General features: G+C 42.9%; 20 protein-coding genes. 7 read left to right on the top strand and 13 right to left on the bottom strand.

The features are described 5' to 3' along the window. Positions 1-42: 42 nt before the first annotated feature. The 11 genes from HGH47_RS08450 to HGH47_RS08400 all read right to left on the bottom strand — a co-directional run bounded on the left by HGH47_RS08450 (position 43) and on the right by HGH47_RS08400 (position 18,344). Complete coding sequence (locus HGH47_RS08450) at positions 43-1,299, bottom strand: fibronectin type III domain-containing protein (RefSeq protein ID WP_212564798.1); 1,257 nt, start codon at positions 1,297-1,299, stop codon at positions 43-45. After that, positions 1,289-4,060, bottom strand: a complete 2,772-nt coding sequence (locus tag HGH47_RS08445; RefSeq protein ID WP_432911713.1) for a FecR domain-containing protein — start codon at positions 4,058-4,060, stop codon at positions 1,289-1,291. Before HGH47_RS08445 ends, HGH47_RS08450 begins: the two co-directional genes overlap by 11 nt. Then, positions 4,026-5,936, bottom strand: coding sequence for an adenylate/guanylate cyclase domain-containing protein (locus tag HGH47_RS08440; protein ID WP_432911711.1), 1,911 nt, complete (start codon positions 5,934-5,936; stop codon positions 4,026-4,028). The genes HGH47_RS08445 and HGH47_RS08440 overlap by 35 nt, the downstream gene beginning before the upstream one ends. 456 nt (positions 5,937-6,392) lie before the next feature. Next, positions 6,393-7,868 (bottom strand): Asp-tRNA(Asn)/Glu-tRNA(Gln) amidotransferase subunit GatB, encoded by a 1,476-nt coding sequence (gene gatB / locus HGH47_RS08435; protein WP_432911708.1) that lies wholly within the window; start codon positions 7,866-7,868, stop codon positions 6,393-6,395. Continuing rightward, a complete protein-coding gene (gene gatA, locus HGH47_RS08430; protein ID WP_432911705.1) occupies positions 7,865-9,325 on the bottom strand; it encodes an Asp-tRNA(Asn)/Glu-tRNA(Gln) amidotransferase subunit GatA in 1,461 nt (486 codons plus the stop codon). The genes gatB and gatA overlap by 4 nt, the downstream gene beginning before the upstream one ends. A 2-nt stretch (positions 9,326-9,327) precedes the next feature. Continuing rightward, complete coding sequence (locus HGH47_RS08425; RefSeq protein ID WP_212564794.1) at positions 9,328-9,633, bottom strand: Asp-tRNA(Asn)/Glu-tRNA(Gln) amidotransferase subunit GatC; 306 nt, start codon at positions 9,631-9,633, stop codon at positions 9,328-9,330. A 91-nt stretch (positions 9,634-9,724) separates the two neighbouring features. Beyond that, a complete protein-coding gene (locus HGH47_RS08420) occupies positions 9,725-12,121 on the bottom strand; it encodes a methyl-accepting chemotaxis protein (RefSeq protein WP_432911701.1) in 2,397 nt (798 codons plus the stop codon). Between the two features lie 372 nt (positions 12,122-12,493). Further along, a complete protein-coding gene (locus HGH47_RS08415) occupies positions 12,494-13,849 on the bottom strand; it encodes an MFS transporter (protein WP_432911698.1) in 1,356 nt (451 codons plus the stop codon). A 7-nt stretch (positions 13,850-13,856) separates the two neighbouring features. Beyond that, positions 13,857-14,318 carry a SoxR reducing system RseC family protein gene (locus HGH47_RS08410; protein ID WP_230974324.1) on the bottom strand — a complete coding sequence of 154 codons (462 nt, stop codon included), beginning with the start codon at positions 14,316-14,318 and terminating at the stop codon, positions 13,857-13,859. Between the two features lie 82 nt (positions 14,319-14,400). Further along, a complete protein-coding gene (locus HGH47_RS08405; protein WP_212564791.1) occupies positions 14,401-16,467 on the bottom strand; it encodes an adenylate/guanylate cyclase domain-containing protein in 2,067 nt (688 codons plus the stop codon). After that, entirely contained in the window at positions 16,464-18,344 is a 1,881-nt protein-coding gene (locus HGH47_RS08400; protein ID WP_212564790.1) for an adenylate/guanylate cyclase domain-containing protein, read from the bottom strand. The genes HGH47_RS08405 and HGH47_RS08400 overlap by 4 nt, the downstream gene beginning before the upstream one ends. 191 nt (positions 18,345-18,535) lie before the next feature. Here HGH47_RS08400 and HGH47_RS08395 point away from each other — a divergent pair, with 191 nt between their 5' ends. The 6 genes from HGH47_RS08395 to dnaB all read left to right on the top strand — a co-directional run bounded on the left by HGH47_RS08395 (position 18,536) and on the right by dnaB (position 23,078). Further along, entirely contained in the window at positions 18,536-19,579 is a 1,044-nt protein-coding gene (locus tag HGH47_RS08395; protein WP_212564789.1) for a hypothetical protein, read from the top strand. Between the two features lie 158 nt (positions 19,580-19,737). Then, positions 19,738-20,019, top strand: a complete 282-nt coding sequence (gene rpsF / locus HGH47_RS08390) for a 30S ribosomal protein S6 (RefSeq protein ID WP_212564788.1) — start codon at positions 19,738-19,740, stop codon at positions 20,017-20,019. Positions 20,020-20,034: 15 nt separating this feature from the next. Beyond that, positions 20,035-20,514, top strand: coding sequence for a single-stranded DNA-binding protein (ssb, locus tag HGH47_RS08385; protein WP_212564787.1), 480 nt, complete (start codon positions 20,035-20,037; stop codon positions 20,512-20,514). A 12-nt stretch (positions 20,515-20,526) separates the two neighbouring features. After that, a complete protein-coding gene (rpsR, locus tag HGH47_RS08380; protein WP_212564786.1) occupies positions 20,527-20,838 on the top strand; it encodes a 30S ribosomal protein S18 in 312 nt (103 codons plus the stop codon). A gap of 169 nt (positions 20,839-21,007) precedes the next feature. Next, on the top strand, positions 21,008-21,607 hold the full coding sequence (rplI, locus tag HGH47_RS08375; protein WP_432911691.1) for a 50S ribosomal protein L9: 600 nt from the start codon (positions 21,008-21,010) through the stop codon (positions 21,605-21,607). Positions 21,608-21,749: 142 nt separating this feature from the next. Further along, entirely contained in the window at positions 21,750-23,078 is a 1,329-nt protein-coding gene (dnaB, locus tag HGH47_RS08370; RefSeq protein ID WP_432911688.1) for a replicative DNA helicase, read from the top strand. Between the two features lie 49 nt (positions 23,079-23,127). Here dnaB and HGH47_RS08365 read toward each other — a convergent pair whose 3' ends face one another. Then, positions 23,128-24,375 carry a CapA family protein gene (locus tag HGH47_RS08365; RefSeq protein WP_432911685.1) on the bottom strand — a complete coding sequence of 416 codons (1,248 nt, stop codon included), beginning with the start codon at positions 24,373-24,375 and terminating at the stop codon, positions 23,128-23,130. A 136-nt stretch (positions 24,376-24,511) separates the two neighbouring features. On the opposite strand from HGH47_RS08365, the gene HGH47_RS08360 reads away from it, so the two are divergent. Then, positions 24,512-25,240 (top strand): hypothetical protein, encoded by a 729-nt coding sequence (locus HGH47_RS08360; protein WP_253675140.1) that lies wholly within the window; start codon positions 24,512-24,514, stop codon positions 25,238-25,240. Positions 25,241-25,338: 98 nt separating this feature from the next. Here HGH47_RS08360 and HGH47_RS08355 read toward each other — a convergent pair whose 3' ends face one another. Beyond that, complete coding sequence (locus HGH47_RS08355; RefSeq protein WP_212564784.1) at positions 25,339-26,640, bottom strand: hypothetical protein; 1,302 nt, start codon at positions 26,638-26,640, stop codon at positions 25,339-25,341. Positions 26,641-26,652: the final 12 nt, after the last annotated feature.

The raw sequence follows: 26,652 nt of genomic DNA, 5'->3' as shown, positions 1-26,652 counted from the left end.
CGTCTCTAAATGCTCATTGAGTTCTTAGAGATACCTGAGCTTTTAGAATTCCCATCCGATACCTAACTGAGGTTGGATAATATATGCTGGGAAGCCTTTTCCTTGTTTAATTTTTCCTATATTGATTGGAATTGGAATAACATGATCGATATTGAATTCAACATATAGTTTTTTGTATACGTACACATATAAAGCCGTACCGGCGTTGAACGTCAATTCCGCAGACCATCCCTTTGGGCTTGTCAGTTTTTCCGTTGTATTAGCAGTATTATAGGTAAACTGCGTATTTACGAGAAACATCGTACCAAATCCGGCATGTGCATCGAACACCAATCGATGTTTAATAATCGGTACAAAATATGCGGCGTTTAAACTTGCAAATAGCAATCCCCCACTCAACGTATACCCGTCGGTCTTATTTCTTAAATAGGCTCCGGAACCGGTAAAATTAAAACCGAAATTCCCGTAAAACCGCTTTATCGGAGCAACAGTTAGCCGTATACCACCCGCCAAAGGTGCAATATTCGTATTGAAATAGTCTTTTTTTGACAATACTTGATTTCCGATAAAGCCATTAAAAACATAGTTGCCGGAAATAAATATATCAATTGGTTTTTGAAATCGAAATATGATATCATCTTTTTCCGCTAAAAGATCGCTCGGATCGACTGCTGCAAAGGTATAGGTACCCGGATTGGTCTTCATAAAATCAAAGGCGACAACTGCATGGGTACCGTTGTCTTTTATCTCAACAATAGTTCCGTGTAAAACCGATCCGCTAAAATTATTTGTAAGAATAAAGTCCGTTTCTTCATGGAAATTTTTACCGGTTATGGTGAGTGTTTGTTCTTCCAGCTCATCGAAGTTGATAACTTGCGGAGAAACCGAAGTAACTTCCGGCTGATAAGCGATTCGAATAGCAAAATTACGGTATTCACTCGCCTCTTCTTTTTGCCCTAAAAGATTGATAACCCGCACGCGAAAACGATAATCCCCCGGAGGCAAAGAAACGTCCGCATAATTCGTTTTTACGGTACGTTTATCTATTGCACGCCAGACCTTTGTTTTTTTATCCCGCTGTTCCAGCTCAAATTCAAAACCGAAAATATCATCCAACGCTTCCCAAGAAAGCCGCTGCACAAGCTCGACACCTTTATCGGTTTCTTTAAGAAAATAATTTTTCTTTTCATTCTCTCCTTTTTTTGATTCCTCTACAGGGGAAGAAAGCTCTTGCGCCGATAATGAGATAAAACAAAAAAAGAAAATACCGGCGAGTAGCAAACCGTACTTATTTTCCATACAAAACTCCCGTCTCGTCCGTCGATACCGCTCTTGCCTTAGGTATATCTATTTGGAAACGTACACGTGAAACAGTCCCGTCTTGGAATACTTTTCCATTACTTAACCGCCGCTGAGCTCTTACTTCTGCAGAAAAAGTACCACGGGATAAACGCGCAATGTCTTTAAAGTTGACTGCCGGATCTTTTGCCTCATCTGCACGGATATCGGCCGTAAATATTGAGCGTCCTGAAGAATCCAAAAGTTTAAAACGATAATGGGTGGCATCATCCACTGAACGCCATCTAAACTCGATAGTTCGGTTTGACTTAAAGAAAGCAGCATCCAATACGGTATCTGCTTTTGGGAAACTGAATGCAGCAGGCGGAAGCGGCGGTATCGGTAGAACGGTAAACGCGAATCGCTTACGCGATGAAATGTCAAAACCTTCCGGTACAACAGCTTTTATTTCCCATGTATATTTTCCCGACTCAAGCGGAGGTGCTTGCACCTTTAATGCAGGGTTGGATGCTTCAAACACCGGTTTTGCGACACCGGATTTTCTTAATATAAGCGTTGATGAAGAGGGCGGAATAACTGATTCCCATTCAAAGCTGAAAGGCTTCAAGGCCGCTTCAAGTCCGCCGATTTTTGCGCCGTTGGCAGGATAGACAAGTTCAACGGGTCTTAAATGCTTAAGAACAAAATCATGGTCAACTGCAAGCCCGTACCGTCGCGTAGAAGTTACGGATGCAGCGGCAAACCCCTGAATACTAATACGATAATTTCCATCTTTAACATTCTGTAAAGCTATTTCAACTTTCGTACCCGTAATAAATAAATTCTCGTATACCGGCGAATCTTCATTACCGATTTTTATAATACGTACTTGATAATAATCAGCCTCCTTAACAGACGACCACTCGAATTTTGTTTTACCTTCGGGGAATACAACGAGCATATTGCCGACATCGAACAAGGTCGGCTTTGCCAATGGAGAAGCAACGGTAAAATGCTTTGTTTCAGCTTTTAAAAAGCCGGCCTCACTATCGGCGACAACTCGCCAATACCACTGACCTTGCGGTAAAGAGATACCTTCAATGCCGTTACCGGATGTTTTAACGTCGGCAACAAGCTTCGAGAAATCTTTTGAGGCAGAAACTTGAAAATGCTTTTCAGTTTCGACATTTGTTTTCCACGTAAAACGGGTATCGGGACACAAGGTATCCGCAAGCACATATCCATTCGGCGGGAAAATACCGCGCAATGAATAATCGGTATTAACGGTTTGAAATTTAACGGGCGCTGAGGCAGCCATCTCGGCTCCCTTTGAATCGATCCCTGATACCGTCCAATAATAATCACCGTTCGGCAGAAGCGCTGCAGCATCGTCAAGTTTAAAAGAGTTTGATTCAACCACCCTATCGACAACAATAGTCTTCATTTCAGCGTCTTTTGCAACTTTAAGCCGATAAGATTTCGTTTCGGAGATATTTTTCCATGCAAAAGACATCTCTTTTCCGCGCGAGGTCTCTGCTGTTGCTTGAGGGAAAAGCACCTGCGGGATTTCAGCTATAGCGGCTTGTTTTTCTATATGAAAGAACGCTGTTTTCGATGGCTCAGGTGCATTTTCGACACCGATAAGATATCGAGGGGTAACACGCCAGTACCATGTACCTTCAGCAAAGTCAGACAATGTAAGTGACTGCGTATTGACAAACCGACTTAATTGGGGATTTTTCAGGTCAGGATTGTCGGCAACTTCCAATAGATAAGAAGCGACAAGAGAATTGCCCTCCCATAAGAAACGGATAGCAGGGGGCGCCGCAGTATAGCTATACTCTGCTTCGAGAGCGGGTTCCAATAATACCGGAGCAGGGGCAGCGATGATATTCACCTTACCGGATTGCACATTCGCATCAGACGATCCGGTTGTAGCAGAATAGAGCCGCCAATAGAAAGATATACTCTGTTGCGTAAGCGTATATTCCGTCAGACCGGTAACCGTATATTTTTGAACTTCATCGGAAAAATTACTGAGTGGAGAAGTTTCAAGTATTAATTCTTCACCGGCAGGCAAAGAGCTTTGCCATTGGAAGGGTACATCAACGCCGTTTCCGCTTTGATTGAGTAATCTTACATTTTTACCGGGACTGACTACTACCAGAGGCGCTTGTATTCCCGTCTGTATAACCGAACCTTGTGTCAGCAGCTCCGATTGTGCTCCTTCCTCCTGTCCGGTAACGGCGGCTTCACCTTTTTCTACAACGAGCTGCAGATTTCCCTCGCCGCTTTTATCCGCACGGAACGAAGAACCTTTTGAAATCTTTGCAGTCGTGTTTTCAGAACTAACCAACATGTTAGAAGAATCCGAAGTTTCAACCGATACGAGCCCATTCGTCAGATCAATACGGGATTCTTCGTTGTTGACAAATACCTGAATCATCGTACTCGAACCGAGCTCGACAACGTTACGATCAACAAAATACAAGGTTGCTTCCGCTTCAGGGGACGTACGTATGGTATCACCGTTATATACGGGAGAATTCTGCTGCGGGCGATCCCAAACGGCGCGGTCAAGGAACTTGCGCTGAACCGACTTATATTTAAACGTAACCGTTGCAACCGGTGTCTTATCGTTACGTGAAAACGTTCTATTTAAATTCCTCACAAATAAAAATGAGCAAATAAAAATTATCAATAGACAAAGGGCTACAACGGAAATATCCGCACCCGTATTTTTAAAATTAGGATTGGATTTTGTATTTTTTCTCGTCTTCATTAAGATTTACCTTTGCAAAATCGGGAATAGGAATTCCCAATACGTTTCTAATCTGATTAAGACTCGTCGGGCCTTTTTCACCTGCACCCGGGATACCTTTTTCGTTGGGCATATTGATGACCGCAAACATACGGAGCGGCTTCTCTTTTCCTTTTACGGTAACCGACGGCATCTCTTCTACCAGAACCTGATCATGTACCAGCTTGTAAGTGTATTCAGTGATAAGAATATCGGTTCCCATCGGCTTATTCAAAGCTTCCATTCGTGATGCAAGGTTTACCGCATCACCGATAACCGTATATTCCATACGCTTCTGAGAACCGATTTGTCCTGCAACAACGGGTCCTGAATTAATACCGCATCCGATGCGGATAATCGGTTTTTTATCCCCTCCCCGTCCGCGGTTAAACTGCATAAGCGCCGCTCGCATACGGAGCGCCGCACGGATACAGTTCAACGCATCTTCACGTGGAGAGCCGGAACTTGTCGGCGCACCCCAAACAGCCATAATCGCATCGCCGATAAACTTATCAACGACGCCGTGAGTATTGGTGACACATTCAACCATCTGCGTCATATATTCATTTAAGAAACCGACAACCTCAAACGGTTCGAGTTTTTCGGAAATCGCAGTAAACGAACGAATATCGGAAAAGAAAATCGTCGTCTCTTTCGTTTCGCCACCGAGCGCTAACCGCCCCTGCGCTGCAAGCTCTGCAATTTCCTTATTGATAAACCTACCGAACGAATCCTTGAGGCGTTCCCGTTCTGCAAGCCCCTTCCCCATCTGCACAAAACTTGAAGTTAAAAGCCCAATTTCGTCTTGTGTCTTCGGTTTTAAATCGAGCTCATATTCACCCGCTTCAATCTGATGAGCGGCAGCGGTCAAAAGTTTAATCGGTGTGCTAATGGATTTTGATAGGAACCACACGAACATTGCCGAAAGCGCGAGTACGGCGATGCTTAAATAGAGGTTTCGTTTCGCCGTATCATTGACAGGCTCAAGCACTTGGGCAGCTTCTGCAGTGGTAAGAACCGCCGCATCTCCAAGCGAAAGCCGTGTATATGAACCGAAGTATTTTTTGCCGGTATCATCCCGAAACAGCATCTGCCGGTTGGTATCGCCGTTTTCGCGCATCTGAGTAAAAAGCGGAAAAGAGGCTACATTTGCACCGCGGCGGATAAGATCAAAATCGGGATGAATAAGCACATCGCCCGTATCGTTTACGAGGTACGTTGTTTGCAACGTTCCCTGCCCAAACCCATCGGAAAGTTTTTCCACAGAAAAGAATACCGCAAGTCCCTGTGCAAGACCCTTTTCTCTATAGGGATAAAATAAGACCAACATCGGCTGATTAAAAAGCGGAGCAGCGTTGAGAATTTTCATAATTCCCTGCTCTACTTGAGCAGCAGCTTCTCGTTCCTGCTTTAAAAACGTTTCTACGAGTGAAGGCTCCAGCTCATGGGATAAAAAAAACATCGTATTCAGCAGCGTACGGTCGATACCGTCGGGACGTCGTGAATCGGTAACCAGAACAGCCGCAACCGAAGGGTTTCGTTCAAAATAAAACGTGGCAGCTTGCTTTGCAAAACTGCTTGAGCTTTCGGCCGTATTGATGAGATCCAATAACAGAAAAGCATTTGCTCTAATAGAAGAAAGTTCATTTTCAACGGAACTTGCCGCCTGTGCATTTACCGTTCGATTGTTTTCTTCAGCGGTTATTTGGACATCTTCGCTACCAAACAATGTTACCAGCAAAGTAATAGTACCAAGGGCAATAATCAGCAAAATGGAAATCATCATAACCAGTTTTGCACCTATCGGAAACTTTACTCTTTCATTTTTACTCTTTTGGTTTTCTTTTTGCTCTGACATTTATTTCTCCGTAGTCGGAATAATTATCGTTTTTCTTAGAATCATTATACTTGGCCAATGTACACATTCACCTCATTATATTCTATGACTATTTAAAATGATTTTACTACAACTTTCTATTTACTGCAAGAATAGATATGACAAGAAAGATAAAAGTTCAAAAAAGAACCGTGGTTATTGCTCTTTAATATGCGTAACACCGCGGGATGGTACTGTCTCCCCCCAAAAAAAACAATCCTTAGAGCAGGTATAACTTCGGCAGTCCAATCAGGCTGCCAAAGTTAAAGAAAGGTTTATTTTCAGCCGCTGAAATAGCGCGGCTGAAAAACACGGCGAGTTTGCTCATCGCAAACGTCGCTTATTGAACATGTGCGCTTTTCGCGCGCTAATGCAACAGTTGAACAAAGTTCAAACTTTGTTCAACTGTTGCATTTTAAGGAAGGTTTCATCTTACTTTTATAATGCAGCAAGTTTTTTTCGTACCAATTCCGTCGTTTGATTGGGATTCGCCTTGCCTTGCGACTTTTTCATCACCTGCCCCATCAGCCAACCGGCGACATTGGTCTTACCCTTTTTCCAGTCGGCGATAGCTTGGGGATTTGCCGCAAAGACCTCATCCACCAGTTTCTCGATAACACCGGTATCGCTTACCTGCGTCATTCCCCTGTTTTTGATGATCTGCTGGGGATGCTCACCGCTTTCCAACATCTCAACAAACACATCCTTTGCCTGCTTGCTGGTAATAGTCTGTGCATCAAGCTCATTTACCAGTTCGGCAATATGGCCGGGGCCGAAGGGCAGCTGCTCAAGTCCGATATGCTTTTCATTTAATACCGCAAGAACTTCCGCAAGTACCCAGTTAGCAACTTTTTTGGGATCTTTTGTTTGAGCGGCGGCAGCTTCAAACCACTCTGCCAAACTCCGCTCGGTTGTCAGTGTTTCCACATCGAATTGAGAAAGACCGTATTCTTTCTTAAAACGTTCCCGTTTTGCAGCCGGAAGCTCTCCAACGGTTTTGCATACCGAATCGATGTATTCACGACTCAGCATCAGCGAAGGGATATCGGGTTCGCGCATAAAACGGTAGTCAAGCGCGGAATTTTTTGTACGCTGGATAACGGTCTTTCCGCTCGGCTCATCCCATCCCATCGTACGTTTAAAATCGGCTGAATACTCCTGCCGATCCGTTTTAAACTCTTCGAGCTGCCGCTGAACCTCATACGCACAGGCGTCGCGTACCGTTCTAAACGAGTTCATATTCTTGACTTCGGAAATCGGCGTCCGATATTCTTTGCCGTTTTCAAATACTTTTAGGTTGATGTTCGCGTCGCAGCGCATCGCACCTTCTTCCAAATTACCGTCGGTAACGCCGATAAACTTTAAAATTTCCCGAATTGTCTGCATATACTGCGCTGCTTCTTCGGGGCTTTTCATATCCGGCTTGGATACGATTTCGATCAGCGGAACCCCGCAGCGGTTATAGTCTACATAGCTATGCGCTCCTTCGATGTGAAGGCTTTTACCGGCATCTTCTTCAAGGTGAATGCGTTCAATTCTGATTGTCCTCATCTGCGGCGGTTCATTGGGAGCTGCCATATTGATTTCAACCTGACCGTTTTCGCAAATCGGTTTATCGAATTGGGTAATTTGATAGCCTTTAACCAAGTCGGGATAAAAATAATGTTTGCGGTCAAACTTACTGAATTCGTTAACGGTACAGCCGAGCGCAAACCCTGCTTTAATACCGAGTTTCACATATTCATCGCCGATAACGGGCAAGGCGCCGGGAAGTCCCAAACAAGCCGGACAAACACGGGTATTCGGCATTCCGCCGTAACGGTTTTCGCAAGAGCAAAAGGCCTTTGTCTTTGTTAACAGTTGGCAGTGAATTTCACAGCCGATAATTACTTCGTAGGATAATTCCGAACTCATACCCGTGCCGCCTCCAACGTTTTTGCCAATCGTAAGATTTTTTCTTCAGAAAGCTTCGCGCCCGCAATTTGCATACCGATCGGGCGGCTGTCTTGTGCTTTGCCCGCAGGTATCGACAGCGCCGGAATATGGGATAAATTAACAAATGTTGTAAATAAATCCGAAAGGTACATCGCAAGCGGATCGTTTACACGCTCCCCGAGCTTAAATGCCGGTGTCGGCGCAGTCGGACAGAAAATAAAGTCATACTGCTGTAAGACCGCCCCAACCTCTTTTTCCATACGGGCGCGGACACGGAGCGCACTTTCATAGCAATCTCCCGACAGATGATGCGATAATACATAGTTTCCGGTGATAATGCGCCGTTTTACCTCGCGGCCGAAACCGGCAGAACGGGTTGCACAGTATAATTCGTCGTATCCCTTTCCCGGATCCTCGCGTAAGCCGTAACGGATTCCGTCAAAGCGGGCAAGATTGCTTGAAGCTTCGGAAAGGGCTATTACGTAATACGTTGCGATTGCAGATTCAAGAACCGGTACGGAAACGGAGTCAACTTGAATACCTTTTGACGCAAACCAACTGCGGCATTTTTCAAATATTGCCGCAACATCCGTATCCAAACCTTTTGCTTGCGTAAATTCAACCGGTAATGCAATGCGAAGTTTCTTTAAATCGCTGTCAGTGTATGGTTCCAAATGTGCGCAGGAAGAAAAATCATATTGAACACTCGTTTCATCATGCGGGTCGGCGCCTGCTGCAACGGAAAGCCCCAAACCGACATCATCCACACAGCGGGCGAAAAGTCCTACTTGGTCGAGTGAAGAACCGAATGCAACCACACCGTAGCGGCTGATAGCGCCATAAGTCGGTTTTAATCCGTATATTCCGCAATACGAAGCGGGAAGCCGCACGGAACCACCCGTTTCCGTACCGAGCGCAAACGGAACTTGAAAGCCTGCAACCACCGCTGCGGAACCGCCCGAACTGCCACCGGGTGTCAGCGCGCGATCTACAGGATTATGCGACGGCCCATATACTGAATATTCAGTGGAAGAACCCATCGCAAACTCATCCATATTTGCTCTACCAATCGGTATTGCGCCAGCCTCCGTTAAACGGGTAATAACCGTCGCATTGTACGGGGCTCTGTAGCCGTCCAATATTTTACTGCAGCAGGTACAGAGTTTCCCGCGTATTGAAATATTATCTTTTACTGCAAAGGGCAAGCCTAATAGCGGCTTATCAGTCCCCTTGCCTTCTTTCCGCAGTGCATCAGCTTTTTCCGCTTGCGCTTCTGCATCGTCAAAAAACTCAATAAATCCATGCAACGGCGTCGTTTGCTTTTCATCCGCCTGATATGCTGCCTTTAATGCACGAACGATGTCAACGGAAGAGACCGCCCCTTCTTCCAAGTACGTTCTTAATTCGGCTAAACTTGCTGTACAAAGATCTTTCATAATCACACCCCGCTCCCGAGGACTTTAGGTACACGGAAATAGCCGTCCATATATTCACTCGACATCTTCTTCAAATCCGACTGTGTTATGCCTGCTACAATAGTATCGCGGCGGAGTAACCCTTCCGAAATCATTGCAGTGTCGTCTGCCTCGGTAGGCACATCATACTTTTTGAGAATATCGAAATATTCAACAATTTGACCAACCTGTCCGGCAATAGACTCCATGTCGCTGTCGTTAGAAGAAAGACGCGAAAGATAGAGTAAATTGTCAAATACTTCAGGAGTAATTTTACTGTTTTGAGCCATCGTTTTTCCTTAACCCATAAATATCTAAGGGAATCTCCCAAAACAGAGTTTTAGAGATTCCCATTATTTTTAAGAAACATCGAAAATATGATTAGATTTCGGGAATTTCATTGTTATCCGCCACCACTTCCTGATTCTGAGAAGATAAACGATTTAAGCGACCGATAATTTCCCGTGTTTGCTCTTGCGATTCTGCAGTTTTTGAAAAAATACGTATTAAGTTGGTAATATTGTCAAGCATTGAATCAATTTCTGCATTAACTTTTTCCGTTGCTTTTGTTAAACGTCCAAAGCTGGAAACCGTATTTTCTCGTGTTTCAATTATTCGGCTATTTTCGTTCTTCAAAGCCGTCATTTCTTCCAATACTTCTTTCAGCGTTTCTTCCATCCGGGTTGTATGGGCATCCGTATGTCCGATAAAGGTTGCGATTTCCACGAGCATGTGTTCAAAGTCCGTCACCTTATCACTAATATCAGTGAAACTCTGAGCTAAAACATCTGTCGCAGAAGCAGTTTCATCAATGGAGGCAGTAATCTGCTTAATAATTTTCCCTGTTGAATCCGATTCGGCAGACGCCCTCTCAGCCAAATTTCGGATTTCTTCAGCAACAACGGCAAACCCTTTTCCGGCATCACCCGCATGAGCCGCTTCGATAGCAGCGTTCATTGCAAGCATATCCGTCTGCTCCGCGACCTGTGTTATCAACTGGTTGGTCTCAAGCAAAACGGCGGAACGGGTAGTAATGTCGGATATCGTCTTTGTCATCTTTGAAAAGTTCGTTTTTCCGACTTCATTTGCTTGGAAGATATTTATGAAGTTATCTTGAATAACCTTGAATTTTTCCGTTAACAGTTTTGTGTTTTGGATTAAGTCCGTAAGCTTATCCATCGCATCCTTCGATTTTTCACTTTGATGCGTAATCTTCGTATCTAAACCTTCAAGGAACGTATTTAAATAGTTAGTATTGGTTTCCGTATCAATCAAACTTGTTTTCTGTGAGGATACCTCTTCGAGTACTAACTTAATATAGCTTGAAATTTTATCAACATAAGACTGAGCGTTGTGCATATTCGAAGTCAACACGCTATCTTCGTTTGCCAAATCTTCGATAACCTTTTTAATTTCGGTGATAAATGTACCCAATTGATCGGAAGAAGCAATGACTTTATCACGCATCAACTCACTCTCTCGCTTTTCAAAATAAAATATTCTGGCAAACGACACTGCCTGAATCAGTAGGAAAGAGAGGAGCCCGAAGGGGAGCGTTGCCGATATCTGAATAATATCCATCCCTTCAAGGAGATCGATCACGGAGGTAATTATCAACGCGGCAAATCCAATTGCAATAAACGATGCCTCTTGTTCTTTTTTATAAATAAGCCGCACGATAAGATACAGAATATAAAAAACTTCAAAAAGGCAAATAATTTGGTGTACAAAAAGGAAGGATGTAAAAAAAGAACCTTTTGTAACAAGCGTTAGAATTCCATATAGAAGACCTTCGGAAACCCAGACAATGACAATCGCCTTATGAATATATTTCTTATATAGTTCATAAAAGTATAAGATGACGGGAACTGAAACAGTTGCAAAAGTAAAGTAATCCATACGGAGCGTTGCCATCCAAGACAAGCCGAATAAATCGCATCCAATCATCGTCCCTGTCGAGAGTATTCGTATCATAACGATAAATACGAGCATGGTAAAATACAAAATACTGATTTCTTTTGATCTGAAAATAAACAATATCAAATGGTAAAGACCGAGCGCTAACGCAAAGCTGAAAATCATTGCTTCGATAAGCTTACGTTGATATATGGACGATTCGAGGACGGATGTTTTATTAAGGATAACAGGATTGTATATACCCTGTTTTTTGTGATCAATACTCTTTATTTGAATCAAAAGATCGATCTGCGTTTCGCCCGAGGGTAATACAAAACAAGAAGATTGCGCATCTGTAAGTTTTCTTCCGGAAGGATTATATGTGTCAAGTTTTACGCCGTTTGCAAAAACTGTCAGCGAAGGGAATCGGTTTTTCAGATACACCGAAAGAGAAGGTGCTCCTTTGGGCAACAGTAGTCTTATGGTATATGTCGCATATCCGTTTGAAGGATAGGCCTTACCTTGTCCCGCTTTTTCAGCTGCCCAAGAAGACGGCACCGACATATAGACAGAGGGTTCTTTCCAATCTTCCAGAAATTCGTTCCAGAAAAAGCCATAAGTACCGTTAAGCATCACTTTACCCTGAGTGTCAAAGTTCCAGTTGCGTAAATCGATAACACCACGTTGTACCGTAGGGACACTTTCTGCATAGACAGCGGTGCCCAAGCCCAAAAAAATAAAGGTCGTCAATACGACCGACAAAAAATACTTTTTATTATAGAAAGCTTTTTTAAACAGTGAACCGAGGCGGTATACCATAGCAGAAGCGGGACAAATCACTTCGGTATATTTTGCACCGGAACGAGAAATTAATTCTTTCATGCTGTAACTCTCCATAGGTATGCCGTTATCACAAGGGTATGATACCCCCAGCGATATAGACCGGCTATTTTGAATACATTTAGTATAGACTAAAAAGCCGAATTATGCTAGCACCCTACTTTTGAAAATATGCATACCGTCTACGGCGTTGCAGGGTGAATAACAGTCCTCGACGTGCAAAAAGCACGCCTTCGGTTGTTTTTTACACGCGCCTTGTAGTTTCAGAACGGACACGGATGTCCGTCTTTATAGCAGTAGCGAGATTTGTGTTATGCACAAATCTCGTCGTTGAGAAGCGTACAAGGATGTACGCTTCTCAACAGGCTATTTTCAAAAGCGCTGGAATTACGGGGCATATACGGCGTTGCAGCGTTATTTTTTATCGATGGGGTAAAAATGAATGAGTATAAAGCCTAATAGACACACGGCAGCGGCGATCGGCCCTGCAATAAGTCTGATAGCAAATATCGTATCGGAGGACTGGAGTATATCGGCGCGATATCCCGCAGCGCTGAGGATTAAACCTGAAACACCGGTCGAAACAGCCTGCCCGAGCTTACTGGCAAATGTCCACACTCCGTAATAACAGCCCTCGTTGTGTACCGTATCAGATTGCCACACAATCGCATCAGGCAACATTGCCCAAGGCGTTGCAAAAGCAAAACCCACCCCAACTCCTGCACATACGAACAACAAAGCAAGACCGATTAATCCGATACGGTGTCCTATAAAAAAGATTACCATCGTAGAAATACACAATACGGCAAGCCCTATGCGGTAGGAAACATTTTTCCCCAGCACATTTGAGCATTTTGCCGCAACAGGAATCGAAATAATAGCGGTTATCAGCAATAGCCCCATAATCGTACTTGAAAATGATTCCGCTTGGTAAATGTATTTTAGGTAATACACAACCATTCCCTGCAAAAAATTGAGCGCAGTAATATGCAGCACAAAAACTGCCAGCAACACTGTGTACGCGGAATTTTTAAATACCGAGCGGTAGGCGGAAAAGAACGCTCCTGTTTTTTTCTTACCGTTTTTAGGCGGTGCAGCAGACTCTCGCACTGAAAAAAAGGTGATAAGCGTTGCTATTATGATAATACCGCCGATAGCTGCCCCTGCAACCGAGAAGCCTAAGGCTTTAGACGGAAACATATTGACAATCGGCACCACAATAACAGCACCCATTATCGTGCCGATTCCGGCGCACAAAAAACGGTAGGCATTTAACGAGGTTTGTTCGTTATAATCCGAGGTTAATTCGGGGGTTAAAGCAGAATACGGAATATTCACGAGGGTCATCGTCGTATTTACCAAACAAAGCATCAACAATGCCCACCAAAACAGCGCCGTTTGACCGGTAAACGAAGGCTTGGTAAAAAACAGCCAAAGCGAAAGACCGAACGGAAGCGCTCCGAACAAGAGATACGGACGGCGCCTACCGAATCGGGAACGAGTGTTATCGGAAAGAAAGCCGACAATGGGGTCGGTAACCGCATCCCATATTTTCGCCACCATAATGGCGATGCCGGCAAGAGCGGGCGCCAGATACACCGTATCGGTAAGATAGGTCAGCGTCCAAAATCCCATCGCCGTAAAAAACAGATTTCCACCGATGTCGGCAATGCCAAAACCGATTTTTTTTCGTACCGGCAACCGTACATCGGCTAAGCATACTTCGGTTATCGGGACTTCTGCACTATCGGCAATGTTTTTTTTATTCATAGTTTTCTTACTCATAAACGATAACAATCTGCGGAAGCGCCCGCTCTTTTAAGATACGGCTTATGCCAAAAGCGATAGCTGCCCCTACGGCAAGACCGGCAGCGATACCGGCTAAAGCCAGCGATTCGTTATGCGTTTGCAAAAAGATTACCGTAAAGAAAAGCATCGAAAGCACGAGCGGAATACCGACTGCGCACAGTCCCTGAAAGCGGGCGGCCTTCTCGGAAATAAAGACGCCAACCTTGTTCCCAATCCATAAATCTTTTCCCGAAACGTTCAGCGCATCGACGATGTTGCCCTGTACAACCAACAAACCGTCTTTACTGCCTCCGCCACAAGCATGACACCCGCCGCCGCATGACGCGCATCCGCTGCGACTATCGGTAGATTTAATGGAACAAAGATCTGCTTCGGGCGTATCGTATTCAATAGTCGCAATCTGCATGCCGTTCCGTTTCGTTATCGGCATACGTATCACTCTTCCTATTCTTTCCATTAAAAGACCCTCCAAAATCAGTCGAATCGGCAATATGTGGGTTCATCTAAGCCACTTAAAGGTTATAGATTGTCTCCTGTATCACTTTTTGATAATACAGCGCTAACGGATCATCGGGAAATAGTTCCAATGATTTTGCAATATATGTTTGGGCGTTGGCATAGTTTTTTTCTTTGATTCTTTTTAACGCTTTTTCAATATATGAGGCGGTCTTTTGTTTTTTACTCTGAATATCAGGCGTATCACAATCATATACTTCATAAATAACAGTTTGTTCCGTTTCACCAATAACCGGCGAGTTTTGAATACAGCGTATGTGAAAATCTTCAGGATGCTGAAGTGATTTAAAAATCGATTCGGAAATAATAATGGTGTTGGAATAAACTTTTGTTGCAGCCTGTAATTCTTCTGCCGTATAGCAGGTATTCGAAATAACAACGCTGTCTAACCGGCTGTCACTTCCGATAATGCCTAAAAGGATATTTCCGGTATCAATTCCTATTCCTGCCCTAATTGCAGGAAGATTTCCCAATCGTATATTTTCTTCTTGTAACTTTTTCTGAATTTCAACACCGCATGATACTGCCGCATCAGGCTTCTCGGAAAATAATGCGGTAAAACCGTCACCGAGAAATTTCATAATCACACCGCCGTATTTTCGAATAATAGGAGCAACTAACGCAAAATATTTATTAAGCAATATAAATACTTCATCAGGTTCAAGCTGTTCAGATATGCCGGTAAAAGACCGAATATCAATTGAAAGTACAGTCATGGACAATTCAGAGGAATCACCGGTATTTATTTCAGTAATACTGTTTTTTTGAAGAAACATCAGTAATTGATTGGGGAAAAATCGGCGCAACGCAGTTTGAATTTTTTTCAGTTCCTCTATCAGCTGTTCAATTTGATGTATTGCATTCGCATATCCGTCAATACTCATAATAACGGTGATAATAATTGCAACCATTGCACCTTCTTGTAAGCGTAATTTACCCGAGACCACCCATAAGCTAACCAGTGTATCATATAATGCAAAACCGGCAAGAATACCTAATACCACAGCAATCCATATAGCAGATTTTTTTCTTTTAACTAATGCACGGATAACAATCACCGCATCATAAATGATAGCAATGAATATAAGCGCTTGTTGTATATATAAATACTGGGATACAAGAAGTGTCGGTGCAATAACAATAAAAGCAATTGATAATAGGCAAAGTGCGATAATCCCCCGATAAACAAATTTATACTGAATATTAAAAATCTTATTAATAAATATCGTAAAAAATAATGCTGCTAATGGCATGGAAGAATAGCGTACAATAAAATACAACTTCCATGGAATTGCAGGCCAAATATAAGCGAGAATATGCGGATAAAATACGCTAACTCGGATACTAATCGTTATAGCAGTAAATGCAAACCATAGTATATAAGGCATTTTTTTATAATTTAAATGCAGCATGATAAAGAACATACTGAACAATAGCAGTACCGTTGATGCAATATTATAAGATAAAAGATTGAATACAAAAGAGTCGTTTACAATATCCGCAGAACCGAGGATAATCGATTTGTCTGTTCCTCCATACCGGTTATGAAAATTGGATATATTCACAATAATATCAGCCGTACCGTTTTTTGACGGCTTAAAAGTTGCAATACTGATTGTTTTTCCGGGTATTTCCGTTTTTGTCGAAATGCCGGGTTGTCCCTGCCCTGCCCTATCAGCACCGTTAATAACAATAGTACAACTTGAAAGAATATGATTTACTTGGAGAGCATATACTTTATTAGGATTGAGCCCTACCACACGCAGCCCGTATGAGGCATATCCAAAGTCGCTTTTCAGTGCAGTTTCACTGAGTTTACCCGGTAACGGTGCATATAACGGTCGTGTGTTATCCCTAAAATAATAGAACTGATGAGGGGTAAAATGCCATTGACCTTTAATGTTGAATATATCCCGATCGTTATGCGCCGGCAGTGTTAATAACCCATACTGAGCCGTTACCGTATGTTCCCTAAGGTTCTGTATCGGCTTTTCTCTAGTAATAAACGTTAGTATGAGGAACATAAAAAGAAAGGGAGACGCGCCGAGAAGTATCTTTTTCATAGTAGATTAACCTCATAAACATTTATTAAATTTCTCTTACCATGGAACTTTATTTTTCCGTAATAAAAGCATGTATGGGTGCGCCAATAACTTTCGAGAAGCTGCTCCCTAACAGTTTCACTAATAATGATATTAACTTTTTGTTCAGTTGCATAGTTGTACATTCGAGAAGAAATATTTACCACATCGGAAATAACCGTTGTGTCCATTCGCTCCGGCTCACCGATAGTACCCATCATTAATTTTCCATAATGAATCCCTGATGATATCTGAAGCAGCGATAAGGATTGTTTCTGCCTATGCATATTAATTTTTCTAATAAGCTGTGTAATCTCAATAATACAATCTACTGTTTCTTCTGCAGTGCCATAAAAAAGAACCATTAATCCATCTGTTAAATACTTATCAATAAATCCGTTATATTTTTTAATAATAGGATTAGCAGCCTGAATGATGGTGTTATATAAAATTAACAGTTCTTCACGTGCTCTGCTTGATGAAAGTTTGGATTTAATACCGAGATGGATAAAAGCGATAAACATATTTTTATCAATATTATCACCAAGTGAAACATCCGTAACGTTTTTCTTATTTAAAAATTGCAAGAACTCATCCGGAAAGAATCGTTGAAAAGATATATTTGTCTTTTGGATTGATTCGATCATCTGTTCCTGTGTTTTAAAAGCTGCGGAAAAATGCTTGATAACAATAAACGCCATCGGAATCATCAACAGTAATACTCCAAAATGAGAAATAAAGGGAGCATTAATAATACCGTTTGAAATTAAACCATCAAATATTGCCGCACTGATAAACAATAAAAATGAAATTAAAAATGTCAGTGCGAACGGTTTTCGTTTAATTAACGCATGAGCAACCACTGTACATACGATTGATGAAAGGAATAAAATATAGATCTGTACAATCAGTAATGCTCCGACGAATACCGGTATTGGCGTAATGAGAGTCATTAAACCGTACAGGAGCAACGGAATAGTCAAAAAATAAAAAATTTTTGACGGTTTTTTGATAAACAGATTAAGAATAAAAAGGAATGTAAAGACAGCACACAGGGGAAACGTCAAATACCCTACCCTGTACATAATATCCGTCGATACATTCGGAAAAAAATCTCTTAATAAAAAATCATTGTAACAAAGTGTTCTAACAGCAAAGCTATAACACAGAAATCCGAAGATACCGGCAGTGGTTTCTTTCCGATAAAAGAGAAATAGAGAAACAAAGAAAGTAGCCATACTAAATAGGATAGAAAATATACCGGAGGAAACAAGCTTATCCGATACTGTTTTTGTTTGTAATGTTGAATAAAGACCGAAAAGGAAGGGCGTTTCTAAACCCGGATTTCTATCATGAAAATTCGACAAATGAATAACAATAGTCGCTTCAGTTTCATTATTGAGCGGCAATATAACCGTTTCCGAATGCCAATCAAATATTTCTTCTTTAAAACTCTTCCCGGGAACTCCCGATGTATAGAATAAGCTGCTGTTTAGATATACGGTAAAAGCCGATGAGGTACGTGTAAAATGAATCGCATATACTTTCTCGGACTCAAATCCGCGGATTCTAATTGCATACGAAGCATAGCCTTGTACCGGCTGGGGATGCGTATACGTTGTCCACCCAAATTCAATCGGCTGAAAATCCGTATACATCTCAAGAGGCATAACCGCAGAAACAAACTCTTTTTCCGCATAAGCCCATGAACCTTTTAGCGAATAGACCGTACCTTTATCGATATCTGATATATCATAAACTCCATTTGAGGCATAGAGTCTATCTTCCTTTGTACAAGAAATCGTATAAAGAGTCACGGTAAACAGCATAAGAATGAATACTCTGTTTTTAATTTTCACAATTAATCCTTGACTGTTGTATTACGGTACAGCTACTTTGCTAAATTTTCTTAATTTACTATATAAATGAGGTTGTGTCTAGGATGATTTCAAAAATGCATGGCAAACGCATCAGCCTGTTTTTTTAATTCATAATTAAGAATACCGGCAGGCTAAACACACTGAGAGTTATATGATATACTGTTTCTGCTGTGAAACGTATTAAGATTAATCATTTTTATATTATTTTATCTTTATGCTTTATTTTGTCGCGCCCCTGCCCTGCTCAGCCGCTTGCCGGTATTTGGGAAAACTCCGAACGTTTTATTGAATATACCGATAAAACAGACGAAACCGTAGAAGATACGCTGCGAATAGTCTTAAAGACCTATTACCGCTTTGTGTATGAGGATATGGGTACTTACCCTGCCAAGGTAAACCAAGAAGGCACGGGAAATATTTATTCGCTGCGTATTCGGTATCCCGGATATAAAGCTCCGGTACCTGCCGATGTATGGGTACATGGCAACGGATTATTTTCATCATTTTATAAAAAAGTTCCGTATAATCTTGTTACCGGTACACAGCAAAACGCTGCTCAATCGGAAACTGAGGAGACACCTGTAAATCCGCAATCGTCGGCTTCAGCCGCAACCGTTTTGGACGGTTTTTGGGTTGAACGAGGCTTTCGAGACGGCATCTTGATATATCAGCAGGAAGCTCCGGCATTTTTTGATGCTTTTTTCTTTAATGGAACACAGTATATCAAATTCCGCTATTGGACGGGCGATTTTGAATACAAAAAAAAATATGCAGGATTTGCATTCGATGACGGATTACAAGTAACCGTACCTAAGTTTATCCGACAATATGATACCATATACAGCTGCATAACCGATAATGGTTCAAAACTCAAAAACTATGAGAAAGGGGGTGTATCAATCACTGATAGCAGTAATGGTATACGACAGCTGACACTTACCCCTCAAGGAGGCGGGCCGGGAACTCATGCGGTAGGCGATGTGTATCCGAATCAGAAATACCTGAAGGTACAAGGGCTTCCTTTATATTATGATGAATCGGATGGCGCTTTTGCATTGGGCGAGCCTTTTTTAACCCGATCATCAATTTCAGACCTGCAAGAAGAGATAACACGGCATAACAGCCTTAAACGGCCGCCGCCCGAACCGCTCCTTAAAGCAGACGAGCTCGATTTTTATTGGGAGCGGATTAAACAAATACGCAAGCAAGACTGAACTTCAACGGCATTGACTAAGTAAAACTTTTTATAGTATGCTTAATCTCTGTTTATAGTCTTTTATATATAAAAGGCTATAAATGCTATTTCGGGATAAAACCCGATAAATACTCCATCCCGCAGCAAATGCGGGGCTAATGGCCATCAGGAGGGCACATGAGAAAGTATGAATTGATGACTGTCTTTCCCATTGAGGAAGCACAGTTCAAGCCAGGCATTGAAGATGTTCGATCCGTTCTGGGGGACTTCAGTGTTCAAATTGATTCCGAAGATTCGTTCGGGGACCGCGAATTAACGTATGAAATCAAAAAAAGAACAAAAGGTCGCTATGTATTGTTCAATATCCATGCCGAACCGGATAAGATTATCGAAATAGACCGCAAGTTTAAGCTCAATCAAAACCTTTTGACTTTTTTATTTATCAAAATTGATGAATAATTCAGGAGGGCATTGATGGCAGATATAAACCACGTCGTACTTGTCGGTAGGCTTACCCGTGATGCAGAATTAAAATACACCCAAGGAGGGGCTGCCGTATGCAGGTTTTCGGTTGCAATTAACCGACGCCGGAAAAACGGTGAAGAATGGGTTGAAGAAGCAAACTACTTCGACATCGTGCTTTGGGGCAGACAGGGCGAAGCGCTTAATCAATACCTTGTAAAAGGAAAGCAGGTCGCTGTTGAAGGCGAACTTCGTCAAAACCGATGGGAACAGGACGGGCAGTCCCGCAGTAAAGTAGAAGTTATCGCGAATAATCTCCAGCTTTTAGGGGGCGGTTCCGGAAGCGGCCAGCAGGTGAATACCGGCAATCGGGAGACATATCAGCGATCAAATGCACCTTCGGCATATCAGGCTCGGCAAAATACACCGCCGTCTAATGACGGTTATGAAGCCGATTTTGATAACGCCAATTATGACAATATTCCATTCTAAGGAGAATCAAACATGGCAGATGAAACACTGAATACCACTGAAGTAGATACAAATACACAGGAAAATCCCCGCGAAGGCGGAGGAGAAGAACGGCAGAGTAATAAAAAAGGAAAGATGTTTTTCCGTAAAAAGGTTTGCCGCTTCTGCGCTCAGAAAGCAAAAATCGATTATAAAGACCCCGATTCTTTACGGCGCTTTATTACCGAACGCGGAAAGATTTTGCCGCGCCGTATTACCGGCACCTGTGCAAAGCATCAGCGCAAGCTTGCTCTCGAAATTAAACGGGCACGTGCACTGGCTCTGCTTCCGTACGTTGTAGACTAACAACCATAATAGAAGCCTCTAAGGACTTGAAGTTTTTAGGGGGTCTTCCCAATTACCTGCTGCCCGCTTCCAACTCCTGGAATGCAGGGCGGCTTCCGTTTTTTAACATTATGGGAATGATGAAAAAACAACCGACTTTTAAACCATTCCCGTTTATAAGGAGCTTGAAATGAAAGTAATTTTAAATGAAGATGTCAAACACCTCGGTGAAGAGGGCGATATTAAAGATGTTGCCAAAGGCTATGCCCGTAACTATCTGTTTCCGAGGAATTTAGCAGTTCCCTGCAATTCTTTTACCCTTGCCCATTTTGAAAGCCGTAAGGAAGAAATAGAACAGCGGAAAGCCGTTAAACGGCAAAATGCGGCCGGTTTAAAAGAGCAGCTTGAAGCCTTGACCCTTACCATTGTAATGCCGGCAGGTCCTAACGGAAAATTGTACGGTGCGGTTACCAACCAAACGATTTCCGACGAGTTGCAAAAACTCGGATTCGAAATCGAACGCAAGCGTATTGAGCTGCCCGGTCTTACCTTCAAAAGTGTTGGGCATTATAATGCGACCCTTAAACTATATGAAGCGGCCGTTGCGGTACTCCCCGTTGTGGTAGAAGCTCAACCTGAGGCTGAAAAAACGGTCGAAGCAAAACCTGAGAAGCGTTCGCACCGCCGTAAGGAAGAAGCTGAAGCAGAGCCGGAAGCATCGGCAGAGGCTCAAGCCGAAGTCGGCCAAGAAGAAGTAAAAGCAGAAGAACCTGCCGAAACGCAAGAATAACCTACTTCTCTTGTATTTATTATTAGAGAGAAAACGGTGTAGCATCCCAATCACAAAAGAGAAGTTCTATTCAAGGACTTCTCTTTTATTTTTTTTAGAGCATATAAATACAATTAATATAAAAACGATCGAGGAAAACAAAATGTCGGATATGATAAAGCAGCTTTCTTCTTCATTAAAAGATAAAATACCGCCGAATAATACAGAGGCGGAAATAGCCGTACTCGGAGCTATTTTACTTGACTCGGATGCTATCGGAACGGTTTTACAGTATATCCGCGCCGAAAGTTTTTATACGATTGCTCACCAAAAAATCTTTCAGGCTGCTGTCGATCTTTATAATAAAGGGCAGAATGTCGATATCCTTGTGATTAGTGAGCATCTGAGACAGGAGGGTCTTCTTGATTCCGTAGGCGGCACCGCTTATATTGCTTCGCTTACAGATGCTGTTCCCAGTACCGCGAATGTTACCTATTATGCAAAAATTGTCCTCGATGCAGCGATTCGTAGATCGCTTCTAAGAGTTTCGCATCAGATTTATGCCGATGTCTTTGATCAAACCGTTGCCTACTCTTCCGTACTGGAACAGGCACAGAAAAATATCTTCGATTTAACCGATGCGGGGCAATCGGCGACCTTCCATACTCCGAAAGATCTTATCCTTGAAGCTATTGAGATCATCGAAGCGCGTGCGAAACACCGCGATGAGTTTTCCGGTATCCCTTCCGGTTTTGAATTTTTAGATAGCCTTACCAGCGGCTTCCAAAACTCGGAGCTTATTATCATCGGGGCGCGCCCCTCAATCGGAAAAACAGCGTTGGCGCTTACCATTGCCGATTATATTTCGGTAACAAAAAAAATACCTTCGGCTTTCTTTTCGCTTGAAATGTCCAATATGCAGCTGATACACCGTTTATTCTCTCTGGAATCACGGGTATCGTCTTCCAAAATCCGTTCCGGCAATTTGCAGAGCGCTGATTTTGCAAAACTACAAGATGCAGCGGGTAGGCTCTACGATGCCCCGCTCTATATCGTCGATATGCCCAATATGAAGCTGCTTGATTTACGGGCGATGGCGCGGCAGCTCTGCTTGCAGGAAGGGGTAAAAATTATCTTTATCGACTATCTCGGCTTAATTTCTTCGGAAAATAATGCGATTCCACGTCATGAGCGTTTTGCAGAGATTTCTCAATCACTGAAAAGCCTTGCCCGTGAGCTCAACATTCCCGTCATAGCGCTGTCACAGGTAGGCCGCGATGCCGAAGGAACTGCGCCGACGCTTGCAAACTTACGGGAGTCCGGCGCGATTGAACAAGATGCCGATGTCGTTATGTTTTTACACCGAGAAAAACGGGAAAGTCCCGACACCGAACTGATTGTTGCAAAACAGCGTAACGGTCCTGTTGCGACCATCAACCTTGAGTTCATCAGTGAATGTACCCGTTTTGTTTCTAAGGCGCGGAACGGATAGCGCTGCTGGAGATAGCTAATCTACAGCAAACCTCTTCCCCAAAAAAGCCTTATTCGGCTGGCGAATTTATCGGGAGATATTCCTTCATAAGCTCAAACCGCTTTGTAAAATATTTTTTGTCTTTTTCGTTAAGCGTATCAATCCACTCTTGCGTAAAACGCTTGACAACCGGATATTCCGGTTCATTGTATTGGGTTATCAGCAGAGGAGTAACCGAAAAATCCGCCCTACCTGCTTCGTTCCGTGTACACATTAATTGCAGCATCACGGCATCGCCGGTATATTCCCGATAAAACTCAGGATCATCATACCGAGTGTGCCAACGCTGCCCTGAAATAAAATTCCCCATAGAATACATACAAAAGACCTTACACTGCTCCGAAATAGTAACGGCAGTATCGTTAACAGTAGTATTCGGTAAAAGTAAAGACCGTTCGACAGTGATTATCTCCCATGTCTGCATAACATGCGGATGATGTGCCCAAATAATGTCGACGCCCGCTTCTCCGAGCTGTTTAAACCACTTTTTTTTCGACTCGGAAACAGTTCGCCCATATTCTGGTTCATTGAGATGAAGACCCAATACAAATAAATCGCAAGGATATCGGTTGCGAGCCTCTTTAATGAGCGAAAGGAGCGCTGCCCTGCCCTGCTTTGTAGGTGCACTGTAATAAAGCCGATCCTTTGATGCATCATAAGAATTTAAAATCTCGGTAACGGAGCAAAAAAGGATATTCCACCCTTTATAGACAAAAGGGGTTGCTTGTATGTGGTCGTTTACAGAGTCTTTTAAGCCGGAAAAAGCGAGAAATGGAGGAAGTGAAGCTTCGGCAGCGAGCCGTTCTTTTTGTACTGTCCGTACCGCAGCAAGCGTTCCGTCAATACCGGTTGTACCGTGATCGTTCGTATGGTTATTTGCAAAGCTCAACACATCAAAACCTGCTTGAACGGCAGCGCGTAAATACGGCGTGTGTACATTAAAGCTAGGATAGGTCGAAAGCGGCAACGCATCGCATACCGGTGTTTCGATATTTACAAAACTTAAATCATCATTATGTAATATTTTTTCAACATCTTTGTATATTAAATCATACTCATTCATATTGAAATTCACTGTATGAGCCATCAGATCGCCTGCAAAGGTGAGTGCAAGCGGCAACGTATGGGAAGCGGAAGCGCTTTTGCTCGAAGATCGGTTATCATTCGTCGAAGGAACGCCATCATCTTGACTGGCTGGGCTATCACCGGTTTGCAGAGAAGCGGCGCTCACACAACATGAAAAAAGGATCGGTAACATAAACAAAAATACGGCTTGTCGGCGCATATACATATGCAAATCACTCCTAACCCCGTTAGTATGTGAGGAATATTAAAAATATTCAAGTTATTTTTATCCTTGCCTTTTTAGATAAAATATGATAAATTGTAGGCAAATGGATACAGTATCGCTTAATAACCTGGTATTTTCTAATACTGAAAACGGATCCGTTGAGCTGGATGCTACAACTCTTGCCGGATTAAAAAAGATGCCGGTCGATATATTCGATAACGTATATGTCGGTGATGTAAAGCCTCATGCACTTATCCTTTGTGTCGATGTACGTGGGTTCAGTAGTTTTCTCTGTTCACATGATGAAAAAGCCGTGTTTTCGCTTATTACCTCATTTACCTCAAACTTTTTATCCTGTGTAAACCAATTCGGATACGGATGTTCCTACTATAAGCTTCTAGGAGACGGCGCTTTAGTTATCTGGGATGAAACGACTCCGACGACGTTAGGTGAAGCCATTATGGTATTTCAAACCTATACCGAGTTTCTCGGCGAAGAACTGTTTAGGCCGTATCCAGAATTAGGGCTGGGCGGCGCCTTAGTAATGGAGCAGGTATATAAGTATGAAATTTCTGCAGAAGCATCCGCTTTAAAATACCGTGACTATGTCGGTTACGGTATAAATCTTGCCTGTCGGTTGCAAGGGCTTGCGCAAAAATCGGAGTTAATTATCAATAAAAAACTTGCAGACCTTAATGCCTTAACAACGGTAACTAAAGATGCTCCGGCACTGCTGGAGGAGGCCAAACGGTTGAAAGGTGTTTTTGCTGAAGATAAGTATCCGTTATATTTTTATGCAGGCGTAAATCCGGCAAATACATTTGGGTTATAATTCCTATTAAGGCAACCGCACGCTGGAAATATTGTAAGAGGGGTTCCCCCTTTGTGCGAAATTTCAGTTAAAATTTCGCACCGTTTGCTGACAATTTTCTATGTAAAAGCGATTTGTTCACTCAGTGTTTCCAGCGCTGCTTGAGGGGTGCCGTTAAAAATATCTACCGATTGCATGGCTTTGTGAATAAACTGAGAAACAGCAACAGAGCTTTCCAATTCGTGCGGTGTGCATACGCCGGTGTGAATACTTTCCTGTAAAAAAGCAATAACCGCTTCTAAAAACAGCGCATATATCCGGCGCGGTTTGCAATTATTCAACAGTTTCAGTACAGCCGTAATCGATGGTTCATGACTTGACGGATGTTCTGCTCGATAAGCCGTAAGCTTTTGAATAAGCACTGTAAATCGGCTTTTTTGCTGCTCTCCCCTATGTAAGCAATATTCCCAAAAGAGCGCAGCAGCTTCCCGAATATATTCGGGGGAAACAGGCAAAAAACTCTGCAAGTACGAAACAATGCGGATCGGCTGCGATGGAGATACGGCCGTACAAAAATGGTGATCGCGGAATACCCGCTCGATGACTGCCTGTTGATGTTCAGTATCCCGTTCGATGAACAGATAAGTCCGCACACGGGACAAAATAGTCGGGATAACGGCAGCGCGGCGCGCCGTAGTTAAAATAAAAACGGTATATTCGGGAGGCTCTTCCAATATTTTTAAAAATGCGTTTCGGGCAGACTCTTGCATTTTATCGGCATTTTCGATAATCAATACCTTTTTTTTACCGACAGGCATTAATCTCACCCATGCGGAGGCTTTCCGTACTTGATTAACAGGGAGCGTATCATACATACAATCTTCTTGCAATTTTTGGCAGAGATCGGTGATTTTTTCAGTCAGCTTTTCCAGTTTTTTTGCTTCTTCTTCCGATATGGTGGTTTCTATTGTACCATATCGGTCGATAAGATCGGTCAACGACTCTTCTATGTCAGCGAGAATCGGCGCCGCTTTAACAAAACGGGATTCATCCGTATCCCACAATCGGGAATCAAATCGGGAAGTAAGCTTGCGTACGGCTCGGACAAAAAGGTAGCGCGCTGCCGTAGTCTTTGCCGTACAGAGCGCATGGGCGGCAGCTTTTGTTTCAAGCACGGTATCTCGCGTTCCGAGGATTAAAAGATCGCTTGACGATAAGTCTTTATGCCGTTTGCAAGATTCACAGGTACATGTCCAGCTACCCGATTCGGTACACGAAAGAATCCGCGCCGTTTCCAATGCAGCAGTGAGTTTACCGCTTGATTCCGGCCCTGCAAAGAGTAATGCCGGAGGAACTTTCCCCTGCTCCAGCTCATCACTGACTAACTGAATAACCGGTTGTCCGAGTACATTTTCAAACATATATGCCTCTCA

Origin of the sequence: Treponema sp. OMZ 805 (assembly GCF_050937395.1) — a bacterium.
Taxonomy (GTDB): domain Bacteria; phylum Spirochaetota; class Spirochaetia; order Treponematales; family Treponemataceae; genus Treponema.
The sequence above is the reverse complement of the archived record's forward strand: the minus strand, read 5'-3'. Positions and strand labels throughout refer to the sequence as shown.

Excerpts from the sequence above, each read along its gene's own strand:
- HGH47_RS08450 (WP_212564798.1), bottom strand. The coding sequence starts at position 1,299 with ATGGAAAATAAGTACGGTTTGCTACTCGCCGGTATTTTCTTTTTTTGT.
- rplI (WP_432911691.1), top strand. The coding sequence starts at position 21,008 with ATGAAAGTAATTTTAAATGAAGATGTCAAACACCTCGGTGAAGAGGGC.
- rpsR (WP_212564786.1), top strand. The coding sequence starts at position 20,527 with ATGGCAGATGAAACACTGAATACCACTGAAGTAGATACAAATACACAG.
- HGH47_RS08420 (WP_432911701.1), bottom strand. The coding sequence starts at position 12,121 with ATGAAAGAATTAATTTCTCGTTCCGGTGCAAAATATACCGAAGTGATT.
- gatA (WP_432911705.1), bottom strand. The coding sequence starts at position 9,325 with ATGAAAGATCTTTGTACAGCAAGTTTAGCCGAATTAAGAACGTACTTG.
- HGH47_RS08365 (WP_432911685.1), bottom strand. The coding sequence starts at position 24,375 with ATGTTACCGATCCTTTTTTCATGTTGTGTGAGCGCCGCTTCTCTGCAA.
- HGH47_RS08445 (WP_432911713.1), bottom strand. The coding sequence starts at position 4,060 with ATGAAGACGAGAAAAAATACAAAATCCAATCCTAATTTTAAAAATACG.
- ssb (WP_212564787.1), top strand. The coding sequence starts at position 20,035 with ATGGCAGATATAAACCACGTCGTACTTGTCGGTAGGCTTACCCGTGAT.
- HGH47_RS08360 (WP_253675140.1), top strand. The coding sequence starts at position 24,512 with ATGGATACAGTATCGCTTAATAACCTGGTATTTTCTAATACTGAAAAC.
- HGH47_RS08440 (WP_432911711.1), bottom strand. The coding sequence starts at position 5,936 with ATGTCAGAGCAAAAAGAAAACCAAAAGAGTAAAAATGAAAGAGTAAAG.
- HGH47_RS08415 (WP_432911698.1), bottom strand. The coding sequence starts at position 13,849 with ATGAATAAAAAAAACATTGCCGATAGTGCAGAAGTCCCGATAACCGAA.
- gatB (WP_432911708.1), bottom strand. The coding sequence starts at position 7,868 with ATGAGTTCGGAATTATCCTACGAAGTAATTATCGGCTGTGAAATTCAC.
- HGH47_RS08405 (WP_212564791.1), bottom strand. The coding sequence starts at position 16,467 with ATGAAAAAGATACTTCTCGGCGCGTCTCCCTTTCTTTTTATGTTCCTC.
- dnaB (WP_432911688.1), top strand. The coding sequence starts at position 21,750 with ATGTCGGATATGATAAAGCAGCTTTCTTCTTCATTAAAAGATAAAATA.
- HGH47_RS08355 (WP_212564784.1), bottom strand. The coding sequence starts at position 26,640 with ATGTTTGAAAATGTACTCGGACAACCGGTTATTCAGTTAGTCAGTGAT.
- rpsF (WP_212564788.1), top strand. The coding sequence starts at position 19,738 with ATGAGAAAGTATGAATTGATGACTGTCTTTCCCATTGAGGAAGCACAG.
- HGH47_RS08425 (WP_212564794.1), bottom strand. The coding sequence starts at position 9,633 with ATGGCTCAAAACAGTAAAATTACTCCTGAAGTATTTGACAATTTACTC.
- HGH47_RS08410 (WP_230974324.1), bottom strand. The coding sequence starts at position 14,318 with ATGCCGATAACGAAACGGAACGGCATGCAGATTGCGACTATTGAATAC.